The organism is Blastococcus sp. SYSU D00813 (genome assembly GCF_054050735.1).
On record NZ_JBJGZX010000061.1, the window covers coordinates 1 to 13,238 of the forward strand.

The 13,238-nt window shown below is 76.7% G+C and carries 16 protein-coding genes; 10 read left to right on the forward strand and 6 right to left on the reverse strand.

Annotated features, from left to right (window positions below; translation table 11 throughout):
• Window positions 1-360 precede the first annotated feature (360 nt).
• Window positions 361-558 (forward strand): hypothetical protein, encoded by a 198-nt coding sequence (locus tag ACI8AX_RS22960; RefSeq protein ID WP_456552190.1) that lies wholly within the window; start codon window positions 361-363, stop codon window positions 556-558.
• A 16-nt stretch (window positions 559-574) separates the two neighbouring features.
• On the opposite strand, the gene ACI8AX_RS22965 is transcribed toward ACI8AX_RS22960, so the two are convergent.
• Window positions 575-1,000, reverse strand: coding sequence for a VOC family protein (locus ACI8AX_RS22965; RefSeq protein WP_456552191.1), 426 nt, complete (start codon window positions 998-1,000; stop codon window positions 575-577).
• A gap of 38 nt (window positions 1,001-1,038) precedes the next feature.
• The gene (locus ACI8AX_RS22970; protein WP_456552192.1) at window positions 1,039-1,641 is read right to left on the reverse strand and encodes an MSMEG_1061 family FMN-dependent PPOX-type flavoprotein; all 603 of its coding nucleotides are present in this window, start codon (window positions 1,639-1,641) and stop codon (window positions 1,039-1,041) included.
• 49 nt (window positions 1,642-1,690) lie between these two features.
• Here ACI8AX_RS22970 and ACI8AX_RS22975 point away from each other — a divergent pair, with 49 nt between their 5' ends.
• Window positions 1,691-2,089, forward strand: a complete 399-nt coding sequence (locus ACI8AX_RS22975; RefSeq protein ID WP_456552193.1) for an acyl-CoA thioesterase — start codon at window positions 1,691-1,693, stop codon at window positions 2,087-2,089.
• Here the strand turns inward: ACI8AX_RS22975 and ACI8AX_RS22980 are convergent.
• The 4 genes from ACI8AX_RS22980 to yczR all read right to left on the reverse strand — a co-directional run bounded on the left by ACI8AX_RS22980 (window position 2,075) and on the right by yczR (window position 6,265).
• Window positions 2,075-3,577, reverse strand: coding sequence for a cobyric acid synthase (locus ACI8AX_RS22980; protein WP_456552194.1), 1,503 nt, complete (start codon window positions 3,575-3,577; stop codon window positions 2,075-2,077). The genes ACI8AX_RS22975 and ACI8AX_RS22980 overlap by 15 nt on opposite strands.
• Window positions 3,574-4,239: a lysophospholipid acyltransferase family protein gene (locus ACI8AX_RS22985; RefSeq protein WP_456552195.1), complete on the reverse strand. Its 666-nt coding sequence runs from the start codon at window positions 4,237-4,239 to the stop codon at window positions 3,574-3,576. The genes ACI8AX_RS22980 and ACI8AX_RS22985 overlap by 4 nt, the downstream gene beginning before the upstream one ends.
• Before the next feature lie 55 nt (window positions 4,240-4,294).
• Entirely contained in the window at window positions 4,295-4,663 is a 369-nt protein-coding gene (locus tag ACI8AX_RS22990) for an ANTAR domain-containing protein (protein WP_456552196.1), read from the reverse strand.
• Window positions 4,664-4,807: 144 nt separating this feature from the next.
• Window positions 4,808-6,265, reverse strand: coding sequence for a MocR-like transcription factor YczR (gene yczR / locus ACI8AX_RS22995; RefSeq protein WP_456552197.1), 1,458 nt, complete (start codon window positions 6,263-6,265; stop codon window positions 4,808-4,810).
• A 61-nt stretch (window positions 6,266-6,326) separates the two neighbouring features.
• Between yczR and ACI8AX_RS23000 the strand changes: the two genes are divergently transcribed.
• From ACI8AX_RS23000 to ACI8AX_RS23035, 8 genes are all read left to right on the forward strand, one after another.
• Window positions 6,327-6,623 (forward strand): hypothetical protein, encoded by a 297-nt coding sequence (locus ACI8AX_RS23000; protein WP_456552198.1) that lies wholly within the window; start codon window positions 6,327-6,329, stop codon window positions 6,621-6,623.
• Window positions 6,624-6,674: 51 nt separating this feature from the next.
• Window positions 6,675-8,126, forward strand: a complete 1,452-nt coding sequence (locus tag ACI8AX_RS23005) for a glycosyltransferase (protein WP_456552199.1) — start codon at window positions 6,675-6,677, stop codon at window positions 8,124-8,126.
• Window positions 8,123-9,316: an exosortase/archaeosortase family protein gene (locus tag ACI8AX_RS23010; RefSeq protein WP_456552200.1), complete on the forward strand. Its 1,194-nt coding sequence runs from the start codon at window positions 8,123-8,125 to the stop codon at window positions 9,314-9,316. The genes ACI8AX_RS23005 and ACI8AX_RS23010 overlap by 4 nt, the downstream gene beginning before the upstream one ends.
• Window positions 9,313-10,359, forward strand: coding sequence for an ATP-grasp domain-containing protein (locus tag ACI8AX_RS23015; RefSeq protein ID WP_456552201.1), 1,047 nt, complete (start codon window positions 9,313-9,315; stop codon window positions 10,357-10,359). The genes ACI8AX_RS23010 and ACI8AX_RS23015 overlap by 4 nt, the downstream gene beginning before the upstream one ends.
• A complete protein-coding gene (gene wecB / locus ACI8AX_RS23020; protein ID WP_456552202.1) occupies window positions 10,356-11,507 on the forward strand; it encodes a non-hydrolyzing UDP-N-acetylglucosamine 2-epimerase in 1,152 nt (383 codons plus the stop codon). Before ACI8AX_RS23015 ends, wecB begins: the two co-directional genes overlap by 4 nt.
• Window positions 11,504-12,211 carry an HAD family hydrolase gene (locus ACI8AX_RS23025; protein ID WP_456552203.1) on the forward strand — a complete coding sequence of 236 codons (708 nt, stop codon included), beginning with the start codon at window positions 11,504-11,506 and terminating at the stop codon, window positions 12,209-12,211. Before wecB ends, ACI8AX_RS23025 begins: the two co-directional genes overlap by 4 nt.
• Before the next feature lie 111 nt (window positions 12,212-12,322).
• A complete protein-coding gene (locus ACI8AX_RS23030; protein WP_456552204.1) occupies window positions 12,323-12,889 on the forward strand; it encodes a hypothetical protein in 567 nt (188 codons plus the stop codon).
• A gap of 2 nt (window positions 12,890-12,891) precedes the next feature.
• Window positions 12,892-13,238 (forward strand): PIG-L deacetylase family protein (locus ACI8AX_RS23035; RefSeq protein WP_456552205.1); only part of this gene is annotated, 347 nt, incomplete at its 3' end.

Sequence of the window (13,238 nt, forward strand, 5' to 3'; positions counted from 1 at the left end):
GTTTGTCTAGGTCGACTACCCCCGGGTCGCGTTTAAGGGCGCGCCCCCCCCCGGGGGCGACCCCCCCGGCGGGAGCGGGGCTTCCGCCCGGCGGGGCCGGCCCCACGGGGGGCCGCGGGGGAGTGCGGCGGGCCGGCCGCGAGGGGCGGGTCGCCGGTTCGAGCACCGTGCGCAGCAGGCCGGCCAGCCGCCGTCCGAGAGACGCCATGCGGGCACGGTACGGAAGGGCTCCCGGCCGCCCCAGGAGTAACTCGTGACACATCGACATCAATCGGTCACGGATCTGGTTGGGAACGCCGATAGCGGGGCACCATGTGTCCCACGGGGTGGCTGGGGGGCTGCTCCGGAGAGGAGAGGCACATGACCTCGGCCGAGCCCGTACCGCCGCCCGTCCTGCGTCCCCGCGACGTGAAGGCCAGCGTCCTGGCCGCCTTCCAGCTGGTGGAGGACGCCCGCTACTCCGGCTCGGGACGGCGGAGCAGACGGGACCGGCACCGGGCCGCCGCCGAGCGCACGGTCGCCTCGCGCCGCCTGGCGCGGGACCTGCGCGCCGGCTGAGCCGGGCGGGGCCCGCTCAGGCGACGCAGAACTCGTTGCCCTCGGGGTCGGCCAGCGTCACCCACTGCAACGGGCCCTGGCTGGCCCGCCACAGCTCCGTGGCGCCCGCGCCAAGCAGGCGGGCGACCTCGGCCTCGCGGCGGTCGGCGCCCACGTGCAGGTCCAGGTGCACGCGGTTCTTGCCGGTCTTCGGCTCGGTCGAGCGCTGGAACAGCACCCGTGGCCGGCCGGCGTCGGGGGAGCGCAGCGCGGTGCCCAGCCGCCACACCAGGGCGCCCCGGTGCGTCATGGTCTCGTCCTCGCTCGCGTGGCCCTCGGCCACCATGCGCCGGATGAAGTCCGCGTCCTGCGGCTCGACCTCCCAGCCCAGCGCCTCGGCCCACCAGTCGGCCAGCACGTGCGGGTCAGCGGAGTCGATCGTCACCTGGAACTCGGTCGCCATGACCGCGGACGCTAGGGCAGCGCACCGACAGACGGGCCCTACAGCTCGGGCAGCAGCCCCGCCCGCAGGACGTCGTCCGGCGGCAGCGGCGCCGGCAGCCGGCAGTGGTCCCGGAAGACCGTGCCGATCGCCGGGAAGTCGCCGCGGTCGCCCCAGCTCTCCGGGGCCCACATGCCGGAGCGGATCAGCGACTTCGCGCACTGGAAGTACGCCCGCTGCACGTCCACGACGAGCACCGACAGCGGCGCCTTGCCGAACTCGGTCAGGTCGATGCGCAGGTCGTCGGGGCCCACGATGGTCGCCGTCCCGTAGACCCGCAGCACCTCCTCGATCCGCGGCACCAGGAACATCAGCCCCACCCGCGGGTTGGCGGCCACGTTGCGCAGGCTGTCGATCCGGTTGTTGCCCGGCCGGTCGGGCAGGGCCAGCCGGTGCTCGTCGAGCACCTTGACGAAGCCGCGCTCGCCGCCGCGCGGCGAGACGTCGGGCCAGCCGTCGGCGTCGGCGGTCGCCAGCGTCGCCCACGGGGAGATTTCGATGAACGCCCGGCAGTGCGGGTCGACCCGGTCGATCACCTTGTCCAGGGGGATCCGGTTGGGCGCGCGGTAGGCGGCCAGGGGGTCCTGCGTGGGCGTGCTCACGCGGGAACGGTAGCCCGGCGCACCGACGGGTCTCGGTAGCGTCCGTCCGGTGACCGCGGTGTGGGGCGCGCCGGTGCGCTTCGTCGAGTGCGACCAGCAGGGCATCGTCTTCAACGCCCACTACCTCGTCTACGCCGACGAGGCGGTCAACGCGTGGTGGTCGGCGCGCGGGCTGCCCTGGCAGGACCTGACCCGGCGGGGCGTCGAGTACGTCGTCGTCGCGAGCGCCCAGGAGTGGCGTTCGTCGGCCCGCTACGGCGACACGGTCGAGGTCGACGTCGAGCCCGACCGGCTGGGCCGCAGCAGCCTGACCCTGCGCTTCACGATCCGCGTGGCCGACCGGGTCTGCTGCGAGGTGCGCACCACCTACGTGTGCACGGTCGGTGGCGCCTCGGCGCCGTGGCCCGACGACGTCCGTGCGGTGCTGGCGGGATCAGCGGGGAGCTGAGGCCCCCGGCGGCAGCAGCGGCAGGTCGGCCGGTGGGCCGGACTCGACCAGCCGCCACAGCGCGTCGGTGTCGGCGTGCTCGGCGACGAGGTCGCCGAGGGCGTCGAGCCGCGCCTCCCGGACGGCGGCGAACGAGGTGTCCGGCGCGGGCACGAACCGGCGGCCGGCCGCGGCCGCGACCTGCGTGAGGAAGGCCCGCCGGAAGTCGTCGTCCTCCAGCGTCCCGTGCCAGGTGGTCCCCCAGACCGACCCGGCGCGGGCGCCGTCCAGGAACGGCTCGGCGGAACCGTCGACGGTCACCACCCCGTGGTGGATCTCGTAGCCGCGCACGGGCCGCCCGTATGCCGTCCCCACCGGGCGGCCGAGGGTCTTCTCCCGCGCGAACACCACGTCGCTGGGCAGCAGGCCCAGCCCGGGCACCGCGCCCGACCGCGACTCGACCTCGTCGGTGATGGTCCGGGCCAGCATCTGGTGGCCGCCGCAGATGCCGAGCACGGGCCGGCCCTCGGCGGCACGGCGCAGCACGGCGTCGGCCAGCCCGGTCTCGCGCAGCCAGCGCAGGTCGGCCACGGTCGACCGGGTCCCCGGCAGCACGACCAGGTCGGCGTCGGCCAGCTCCTCGGGCCGGGTGGCGTAGCGGACGAGGACGCCGGGCTCGGCGGCCAGCGCGTCGAGGTCGGTGAAGTTGGACAGCCGGGGCAGGCGGGCCACCGACACCCGCAGCACGTCCTCGCCGTGCGGCGGGCCGGCCGACGAGACGCCGGTGGGCACGCCGAGGGAGTCCTCGACGTCGACCGCCGCCCCCGGCAGCCACGGCAGCACCCCCAGCGTCGGACGGCCGGTCAGCCGGGTGAGCTCGTCGAGCCCGGGGGAGAGCAGCCGCGCGTCGCCGCGGAACTTGTTGACCAGGAAGCCCGCCACCAGCCGCTGGTCGCCCGGCGGCATGAGCGCGACCGTGCCGTACAGGGCGGCGAACACCCCGCCCCGGTCGATGTCGCCCACCACGACCACCGGCAGCCGCGCGGCCGTGGCCAGGCCCATGTTGGCGATGTCGTCGGCCCGGAGGTTGATCTCGGTGGGGGAGCCGGCGCCCTCGCAGACGACGACGTCGAAGCGCGCCCGCAGGTCGGCCAGCGAGGCCAGCACCTGCTCCAGCAGCGCCGCCTTCATCGGCCGGTAGGACAGCGCCGTCACGTCGGCGACCGGCCGGCCCAGCACCACCACCTGCGAGGAGTCCTCGCCGCCGGGCTTGAGCAGCACCGGGTTCATCGCCGCCTCGGGCTCGACCCGCGCCGCGGCGGCCTGCATCACCTGGGCCCGCCCGATCTCGGCGCCGTCGGCGGTCACCATCGAGTTGTTGCTCATGTTCTGCGCCTTGAACGGCGCCACCGAGACGCCCTGGCGCACCAGCCACCGGCAGATCCCCGCGGTGACGACCGACTTGCCGGCGTCCGACGTCGTCCCGGCGACCAGGAGCGCGCCGCTCACGCCGCCTCGCGCGGGTCGCCCCACCCGGCCTTCTCCTGGCCCGAGAGGTCGGCGATGGCCAGCATGATCCGGTCGGTCACCTCGCGGCGGGCCCGGCCGTTGCGCGCCATGCCGCGGTGCTCGGGGAAGGTCAGCGGCGCCCCGAAGGTCACGGTGACGCGGTGCGGGCGCGGCCAGGTGGCACCGACCGGCTGGACCCGGTCGGTCCCGCTCACGGCCACGGGGACGACGGGGCAGTCCGCGGTCAGGGCGAGCCAGGCCACGCCGGTCTTGCCGCGCGCCAGGCGCCCGTCCCGCGAGCGGGTGCCCTCGGGGTAGATGCCGAAGGCGTCGCCGTCGTGCAGCACGCCGAGCGCGGTGTCGAGGGCGGCCTGGGCGGCCCGGGAGGTCTCCCGCTCCACCGGCAGCGCCCCCAGCGCGGTGAACAGCGTGCGGGTGAGCCAGCCGCCGAGGCCCGGCGTGGTGAAGTACTCGGCCTTGGCCAGGTAGCGCACCCGCCGCGGCGCCGACAGCGGGATCACCATGCTGTCGATGAACGACAGGTGGTTGCTGGCCAGGATGACCGCGCCGGAGGCCGGCACGTTCTCCTGCCCGGTCACCCGCGCGCGCAGCAGCAGGCGGGCCAGCGGTCGCAGCAGGAACCTCAGGACCGCGTAGAGCACGCCCGACATCCTGCCGGGTCCGCCGCCGCGCGCCGCGGCAGGGGCCCCGCGTCGGTCAGTGGGCGTGCGGGGGTGGGCAGACGTCGCGGATGGCCGCCTGGACGTCGGCCGGCAGCGGCGAGCGGCCGCAGGCCGACTCGGTGATCGCCACCGCGAGGTCGCGGACCTTGCGGTGCGTGGTGCTCGAGATGTGGGTCAGGACGTCGAAGGCGACCTGGTCCGAGCACCCGGCCAGCAGCATCAGGATGCCCTTGGCCTGCTCGATCACCGCGCGGCTGGCCATGGCCGTCCGCATCTGGGCGACCTCGGTCTCGAGTGCCTGCAACCGGTCGACGCCGGGCGCCGGCACGGTCTGCGGCGGGGTGTGCGGCGGAGCCGTCAATGTGCGACGACGGGTCTGCGCGGGGGCGGGGATGGTCGTCATGAGATCTCCACGAGGCGACCGCCGAGGCTCGGCGGGGGTGTGCACGGCCGTGGTTTCGACCTCTGCGCCGCGGTCGCCGGCTTCCAGCGGACCGCACCTGAACCGTAACCACTCCGGCCGCCGGTCGCACGCCCGGCGGAGGCTTCAGACGACGGCCAGCGACCGCGCGCCCGGGTGCCGCTCCGCCCCGCCCCGGACCGCCTCCGCCGCCTGCACCAGCAGGCGGACCGCCCGGCGCAGCTCCTCGGCCGGGCGGGTGAACGGCAGCCGCAGGCGGTCGTCGAAGGCGTGCCCGGTGCCGAACGCCCGGCCCTCGGCCAGCACCAGCCCCAGCGGCGCCGCCGCGGCGACGAGCGCACCCGAGCTCAGGCCGGGCGGCAGCGTGCACCACAGCGACAGCCCCCCGGCCGGGCAGGGAACGGTCCAGTCCGGCAGCTCCCGTGCGAGTTCCGCCCGCAGCAGGTCCCGGCGCTCGCGCAGCGTGGCCCGGCGCTGCTCCAGCACGGCGTCCAGCCCGCGCACCAGCGTCGTCGCGGCGATCTGGTCCAGCGCCCCGACCGAGAGCTGCCGGCGGCGCAGCACCTCGCCCAGCTGGGCCACCAGCGCCGCGTCGGCCCGCACCCAGCCGATCCGCAGGCCGCCCCACACCGACTTCGACAGCCCGCCGACCGTGACCGTCGCCGAGTCGGGCAGCCCGGCGGCGAACGGCGGCAGCGGCCCGTCGTCCAGGTACAGCTCGGCGGTGACCTCGTCGACCACGCTGAGCACGCCCTGCTGCCACAGGGTCGCGGCCAGCCGCCGCCGTCCGGCCGCGCTGAGCCGGGCGCCGGTGGGGTTGGAGAAGTCGGGCATGAGGAACGCCAGCCGCGGGCTGCTCTGCCGCGCGGCCAGGTGGGCGGCGGCGATGACGGCGTCGGGGTCGGCGGCGTCGACGGGCACGGGGAGGCAACGGCCGCCGTGCGCCTCCACCGCGCCCAGCGCCCCGGGGTAGGTGGGGTGCTCGACGAGCACCCGGTCGCCGGGCTGCAGCAGGGTCTGGAGGACGACGTCGGTGGCGTCGCCGGTCCCGGCGGTCACGAGCACCTGCTCGGGGTCGGTGGGCAGGCCGCGGGCGGTGTAGCGGTCGGCGATGGCGGCCCGCAGCTCGGGCAGGCCGCCGCTGGCGTAGCCGTGCCCGGCCGCGACCGCGGGAAAGGCCTCCAGCGCCTGCCGGTAGGCGGCGGTCAGCTGCGGCGCCGCCTCCAGGGCCGCGTGCGCCAGGTCCAGCACGCGGGGATCGGTGCTCGGCGCCCCCCACACCGCCACCCCGGACCCCGTCCCCGGCAGCTCGGTCACCGTGCCGGAGCCGTGCCGCGTGGCCGCGTGACCGGACTCGCGCAGCTCCCGGTAGGCGGAGGCGACGGTCACCCGGGACAGCCCGAGGGCCGCCGCCAGCTCCCGCTCGGCCGGCAGCCGGCTGCCCGCGGCGAGCCGGCCGGTGGACAGCAGCTCCTGCACCCGGCGGGCCAGCGCGACGTACCGCGGACCGGGGACCGGCTCGAGCGGACCGACGAGAGCGGCCAGCTCCCCGGCCGGAGTGGACTGCTCTGCACGCGGTGGCATGCAGGCCACCATGCCGGAGTGGCCTGGAAAACACCAGTCCATTCGGTGCCAACCTGCTGCCATGACTCTCAGTGGTGTCCTCGTCCTGCTCGTCCTCCTGGGCCTCGCCGCCCTGTCGACCACGAGCCTCGTGGTGGCGGTGCGCGGCGGCCGCGGTCCCGCCGACCCGCCCGCCAGCCACGCCCGCATCGACCTCGGCGGCTTCCCGGTCGCGCCCGCGCCGCGCGGCGTCCTGCCGGTGCGCCCGCCGCGGCCCGCGCCGCAGCCGGGCCTCCCGCGGCCGCGGAACGGCGTCGTCCGTCGCCGCCGTCCGGCGTTCCGCTTCAGGTCCGCCTCCTCGGTGCCGATGCACCGGTGAGGTGGAGCGCCCGCTCCGCCGCTCGCGTGCCCGCGTCCGGAGGAGGGGTCGGTGGCCCACGGCAGCGCTCGGCCCGAGGGGCGGCCCTTCGTCCTCCTGGCCTACGGCGTCGTCGTCACCGCCGCCTGCCTCTCCTTCGGCGTGGACCCCGTGCTGGGGGTGGTCGCCGGCGTGCTCAACGTCGTCTTCGGCGTCTTCTTCTGCCGCCACCTGGCCTTCGCCGTCGCCGCCGCCCGCTGGGCCGAGCGCGACCTGCTCGCCGCCGACGTCGGGCTCGAGGGCTACACCCCGCAGGTCGCCGTCTTCGTCGGCTGCAAGAACGAGGAGCTCGTCGTCGACGGGATGGTCGCCGCGCTCCTGGCGCTGGACTACCCGGCCGACCGGCTGACCCTCGTCGTCGTCGACGACGGCTCCGAGGACGCCACCGGCGCCAAGCTCGACGCCTGGGCCGCGGTCGAGCCCCGGCTGCGCGTGCTGCACCGGGCGGCCGGCTCCGGCGGCGGCAAGTCGGGCGCCCTCAACGACGCCCTCACCCTCGTCGAGGCCGAGATCGTCCTGGTCTTCGACGCCGACCACGAGCCCGAGCCGACCGCGCTGCGCCGGCTGGTCCGCCACTTCCGCGACCCCTCCGTCGGCGCGGTCATGGGCCGCTGCGTGATCCGCAACGGCAAGGACTCGACGATGGCCGCCACGGTCTTCGTCGACTACCTCTCCGGCTACCTCGTCAACGAGTACGGCCGCCAGGCGCTGTTCGAGCTGCCGGCCTACGGCGGCGCCAACTGCGCCGTCCGGATGTCCACCCTGCGGATGCTCGGCGGCTGGAACCCCGAGACCGTCACCGAGGACACCGACCTCACGCTGCGGATCCTCATGGCCGGGCAGCGGGTCCGCTACGACGTCTCGGCGATCGACTACGAGGAAGCCGTCGTCACCGCCCAGCGCTTCTGGAAGCAGCGCTACCGCTGGGCGCGCGGCCACCAGAAGTGCCTGCGCGACTACTGGCGGCCGCTGATGCGCTCGCCGTACCTCTCCCTGCTGGAGAAGGTCGAGACGACGCTCTTCCTGCTCGTCTACCACGTGCCGGTGCTCAGCGGCCTGGGCCTGCTGCTCACCGTGCTGCGCGCGTTCGGCATCGGCGACCTCCCGGCCGTGGCGCTGCTGCCGCTGTCGATGCTGCTGTTCGTCGGCCCGCTGGCCGAGCTGTGCGTCGGGCTGCTCATCGGCCGGGTCGAGCGCCGGTCGGCCTGGCGGCTGCTGGGCTTCCTCCCGTCGTTCGCGCTGTCGGTGTGGATCACCACCCGGGCCTACGTCGACGGGATGCTCGGCCGGCCCTACACCTGGGTGAAGACGACCCGCTCGGGCGCCACCTCGACCGTGCGCGCGGCCGCCGTCGCGCCGGCCGCCGCTCCCGCCCCGGTGGCCGCCGTCCCGGTGGCGGCCGGGCCGCAGCGCCCGCGCTCGTTCGCCCTCGCCGCCCCCACCTCCGAGGAGGCGGGCCGGTGACCGCCCTGACCGCGCCCGCCCGCCGCTCGCCGGGCCTGATCCGGCGGGGGAGCGGCCGGCGGCTGCTGCCGGTCGCACTCGACCTCGTCCTCGCCGCGGCCATCTGCCTGGTCGGCTTCCGCTACCTCACCGGTCCGCTGCGCGAGCTCGAGGCCTGGGGCCTGGCGCAGGTGCTCGCCCTCTTCTACCCGGGCCGGGTCGCCGACCTCGTGCCCGGCCACGTCCTGATGTTCCGGGAGGACGGCGTCATCATCGACGCCGTCGTCACGGCCTCGTGCTCGTCGATCCTCTCGGTGCTCGGCCTCACCGCGCTGACCGCGGTGATCCTGCGCGGCCGCAAGCTGCACGCCGTGGGCGGCCTGCTCTTCGCCGTCGCGGTGCTGCTCGTGCTCAACCACGTGCGGCTGCTGCTGTCGGCGCTGGCCGGCATGTGGTGGGGCGACGGCGCGCTCGTGCTGTTCCACGACTGGGTCGGCACGCTGTGGAACCTCGCCGCCACGCTGGGCGGCTTCCTGCTCATGGTGTGGGTGACCCTGCCGACCCTGGAGCGGGCCGAGCAGGACGTCGACGGCCGGCACACCGCCCGCCGGCCCGACAGCTGGGCCCGCCCCGGGCTGGGCTACCGCGCCCCCGAGGGCGAGGCCCGCGAGGCCGCCCGCCGGCGCACCACCCTCACCGGGCTGCTGCACCGCTACGTCTACCCGGCGTGGCTGTCGCGGCGGCTGGCCGCCCGCCGCGAGGCCGGGCGCATCGACTACCGGATCGGCCACCTGCCGGCCTCCGCCCGCATCGCGCGCATCCGCGAGCTGGCCGCCGACGGGCTCGGCGCGCACAGCGCCTCGCTGGTCGCCGTCGCCACCTACGACGAGGACCCACTCGTCCTCGACTGCCTCGCGCAGGAGGTGGCCGCCCGCCAGTGGGAGCCGGTCACCCACCACCGGGTCGCCGCGCTGCGGCTGTGGGCGCGCGGCTGGCTGCTGGCCCGCGGTCCCGAGCAGGACGACGACCCGGTCGACACCGGTGAGGACCCGGTGCCCGACGGCACCACCCGCATCGCCGCGGTCGCCCGCATGGCGGTGCCGCCCCCGCCGCCCGCGCCCCCGGCCGGCCGGCACAGCCGCCCGCCGTCCCGGCAGCTGAGCTTCGCCCGACCGTCCGCACCGCCCCGTGACCAGGAGATGCCCCGGTGACCTCGACCCTCGACGCGCCGCCGGCCGCGGCCGGCGCGGTGCACCCCGCGGCCCCCGCCGTCCTCGTGACCGGCGCCGGCGGGCCGGCCGGCATCGCCGTCGTCCGCCGGCTGATGGCGCTGGGCCACCGGGTCGTCGCCGCCGACGCCGACCCCCGCGCGACCGGCTGCGCGCTGGCCGACGCGGGCGTGATGGTGCCGCGCGCCGACCACGCCCACTTCGTCGACGCCCTCATCGGCGTGGCCCTCACGCACGGCGTCGACGCGCTGATCGGCACGGTGGCCGAGGAGCTGCCCGCGCTGACGGCCGGGGCCGACCGCTTCGCCGCCGCGGGCGTGGGCACCTGGTTCTCCGACCCGGTCAGCGTGGAGCTGTGCTGCGACAAGTCGGCCTTCGCCCGCACCCTGAAGCTGGCCGGCGTCGCGCACCCGGCGACCACCGACACCCCCGCCGGGCTGGTCGAGGTGCCGGGACCGTGGATCGTCAAGCCGCGCGCCGGGCGGGGCAGCCGGGGCGTGCGCCTGCTCGACACCCGCTCGGCGGTGGTCGAGGCGCTGCGCGCCGACCCGTCGCTCATCGCCCAGACCCGGCTGCGCGGCCGCGAGTTCACCGCCGACGCCCTGGTCTCGCGCAGCGGTGAGCTGCTCACCGTGGTGCCGCGGTGGCGGGAGGAGACCAAGGCCGGCATCTCGGTGAAGGGCTCGACCTTCGACTCGCCGGCGGTGACCGACGTGGTCGCCGGCGCCCTGGAGGCCGTCGGGCTGACCGGGCCGGCCAACGTGCAGGGCTTCGTCGCCGACGACGGCCGCGTCACGGCCGTCGAGATCAACCCGCGCTTCTCCGGCGGCCTGCCGCTGACCCTGGCCGCCGGCGCCGACGTGGTGAGCGCCTACCTGACCGGCATCCGGGAGCCGCACCGCCAGCTGCCGCACCTGTGGTTCACCCCCGGCGTGAGCATGCGCCGGTACTTCGCCGAGGTCTTCACGACCGAGGACGGCAGCCCCGTGCCCGACCCGTCGACGCCGCTGGGGGTGCGGGCATGACCCGCCGTCGTTCCGTCCTCGTCCCCTTCGGCACCCGCCCGGAGGTGGTCAAGCTGGCCCCGGTGGTCGCGGCGCTGACCGCCGCCGGCCACCGGGTCGACGTCGTCGACACCGGCCAGCACACCGACCCGGCCCTGGCCGGCGAGCTGCAGCGGAGCCTGGGCCTCACCCCGACGCACCGCTTCGCGCTGCCCACCGACTCGCCGGAGAGCCGGCTGGGCGCGCTGCACGCCGACGCCGCCCGCGCGGTCGCGCGCTTCCGGCCCGACGTCGTCCTGGCGCTGGGCGACACCAACACGGTGCCGGCCTACGCGCTGGCCGCCCGCGGCGCCGGCGTCCCCTTCGCCCACCTCGAGGCGGGCCTGCGCAGCCTCAACCCGCGCAGCGTGGAGGAGGTCAACCGCCGCGTGGCCGCCGCCGTCGCCGCGCTGCACCTGGCCCCGACCCGCCGCGCCGCCGCCTTCCTCGCCGCCGAGGGCGTACCCGCCGAGCGGGTGTTCGTGGTCGGCAACCCGGTGGTCGACACGCTGGTCGCCCGCGGCGTCCGCCCGGTGCCGGTCGGGCAGCGGGACGGCGTCCTGGTCACCGCCCACCGGCCCACCAACGTCGACGACCCGGTGCGGCTCAAGCGCCTGGTCGGCGTCGTGCGCTCGCTGGCCGACCAGGTCGGCCCCGTGACCTTCCCGGTGCACCCCCGCACCGCCGCCCGGCTGGCCGCGACCGGCCTGGACGCCGAGCTCGACCACCCGCGGATCACGCTCAGCGGCCCGATCGGCTACGACGAGCTGCTCGGGGCGCTCGCCTCGGCCCGGCTGGCCGTCACCGACTCCGGCGGCATCCAGGAGGAGGCCGCGTTCCTCGGTGTCCCGGTCGTCGTGCTGCGCGGGTCGACGCCGCGCTGGGAGGGCGTCGAGGCCGGCACGACCACGCTGGCCGGGCTCGCCGACGACTCCGCCGCCGACGCCGTCCTCGCCGCCGCCGCCCGGCACACCGCGCCCGAGGGGCTGGCGCTCGCCGCGTCCCTGCCCTGCCCCTACGGGGACGGGACGACGGGGCCGCAGGTCGCCGCGATCCTCGCCGACCCCGCGACCGACGCGCTGCTGGCGATCGAGGAGCCCGACTTCACCGACGGCAGCCTGCCGTGGTGACCCCTCCGCTGGGCGTCGTCGTCGACCTGGACGACACGCTCTACCCGCAGGCCGCGTACCTGGCCGGCGCCGCGGCGGCGGTGGGGGAGGCCGCCGGCGCGGCCGGCCTGGACGGCGACCGGGTGCACGCCGCGCTCGTGCGGGAGCTCGCGGCCGGCTCGGACGCAGGCGGCACGATCGACCGGGCGCTGCTCGCCGCCGGGGTGCCCGCCGCCGCCCTGCCCGACCTCGTGCCGCCGCTGGTCGAGGCGTTCACCCACCACCGGCCGGCGTCCCTCCCGACCTACCCGGGCGTGCCCGAGGCGCTGGCGGCGCTGGCCGCGGCGGCCCCGCTGGCCTGCCTGACCGACGGCAACCCGGTGATCCAGGCGGCGAAGCTCGCGGCCACGGGGCTCGGCCCGCTGCTCCCCGTCGTCCTCGTGACCGACACGCTGGGCGGCCGCGCCGCCCGCAAACCGGCCGCGGACGGCCTGCTCGCCCTCGCCGGCACCCTCGGCGTGCCCGCCGACCGGCTGCTCGTCATCGGCGACCGGCCCGGCAAGGACGTCGCCGTGGCGGCGGCGGTGGGCGCCCGGGCGATCCGCATCCGGCAGGGGGAGTACGCCGCGGCGCCCGACGAGCCCCGGGCGGCCGCCGTCGTCGACTCGTTCCCCGCGGCCGCCGCGCTCGCGCTCGAGCTGCTGGGTGCCGCCGTCCCCGCCTGAGTCCCCCGTTGGGGTGATCTGCCGGCGCAGACCCTCCAGTCCGGGCCCGGATCGTCCGATGCCACCCGGGTGGAGCGGGAAGGCCGCTCAAGAGCACGAGGGACGACGGCCATGGCAGGCACCAGCAGGAAGACCGGCTCGCGCACCGGCGCACGGTTCGCGCGGCTCGGCGCGATCGGGATCATCGCCGCGCTGACGATGATCTTCTCCCCGGGGACGGCGTCCGCGACCGGCACCGTCTCGCCGATCGTCGACTGCTACCGGGACAACGGCGACGGCACCTACTGGGTCGTCCTGGGCTACAACAACACGACAGGCCGGCAGCAGATCTACAACTACGGCACCGCGAACCAGGTCTACCCGACCCGCCTGCAGGGCCAGCAGCCCAAGCAGTTCGCCACCGGCACCGTGCACGGCACGTGGCGGGTGCTGCTGACCCACTCCGAGATCTTCTACCAGGACGCCCGCTGGGTCCTGAACGGCCAGACGCTGCGCTACTCGTACTACGTGCAGTACGCGACCGTCTGCCCGCCCACCACGGTGCTGCCGGCCGACGGCAACGGCACCGGCACGGCCGTGGCCCTCGGCGCGGCCGGCGTCGTCGGCGCGACGGTGCTCTACCGGTTCCGTCGCCGGCTCGCCCGCACGGCGGCCGGGACGACGGCCGGCGCGGCCTGACGATGTCGCGCAGCGTCCTCGCCATCGGCGCCCACCCCGACGACGTCGAGCTCGGCTGCGGCGCCACCCTGCTGGCCCACGCGGCCGCCGGGGACACGGTCACCCTGCTCGTGGTGACCGGCGGCGAGGCCGGGCCGGGGAAGCCCGCCCGCCGGCTCGAGCAGGAGACCGCGGCCGGGACCCTGGGCGCCCGGCTGGTCTGGGGCGGGCTGCACGACTGCCTGCTCACCGCGGACGCGTCCCTGGTCGGGGGGGGGGGGGGGGGGGGGGGCGGGTGGGCCCGCCCCCCCCCGGCCCCGGCCCCCCCCCCCCCCCCCCCCCCCCCCCCCCCCCCCCCCCCCCCCGGCGC

Excerpts from the sequence above, each read along its gene's own strand:
- ACI8AX_RS22960 (WP_456552190.1), top strand. The coding sequence starts at position 361 with ATGACCTCGGCCGAGCCCGTACCGCCGCCCGTCCTGCGTCCCCGCGAC.
- ACI8AX_RS22965 (WP_456552191.1), bottom strand. The coding sequence starts at position 1,000 with ATGGCGACCGAGTTCCAGGTGACGATCGACTCCGCTGACCCGCACGTG.
- ACI8AX_RS22990 (WP_456552196.1), bottom strand. The coding sequence starts at position 4,663 with ATGACGACCATCCCCGCCCCCGCGCAGACCCGTCGTCGCACATTGACG.
- yczR (WP_456552197.1), bottom strand. The coding sequence starts at position 6,265 with ATGCCACCGCGTGCAGAGCAGTCCACTCCGGCCGGGGAGCTGGCCGCT.
- ACI8AX_RS23000 (WP_456552198.1), top strand. The coding sequence starts at position 6,327 with ATGACTCTCAGTGGTGTCCTCGTCCTGCTCGTCCTCCTGGGCCTCGCC.
- wecB (WP_456552202.1), top strand. The coding sequence starts at position 10,356 with ATGACCCGCCGTCGTTCCGTCCTCGTCCCCTTCGGCACCCGCCCGGAG.
- ACI8AX_RS23030 (WP_456552204.1), top strand. The coding sequence starts at position 12,323 with ATGGCAGGCACCAGCAGGAAGACCGGCTCGCGCACCGGCGCACGGTTC.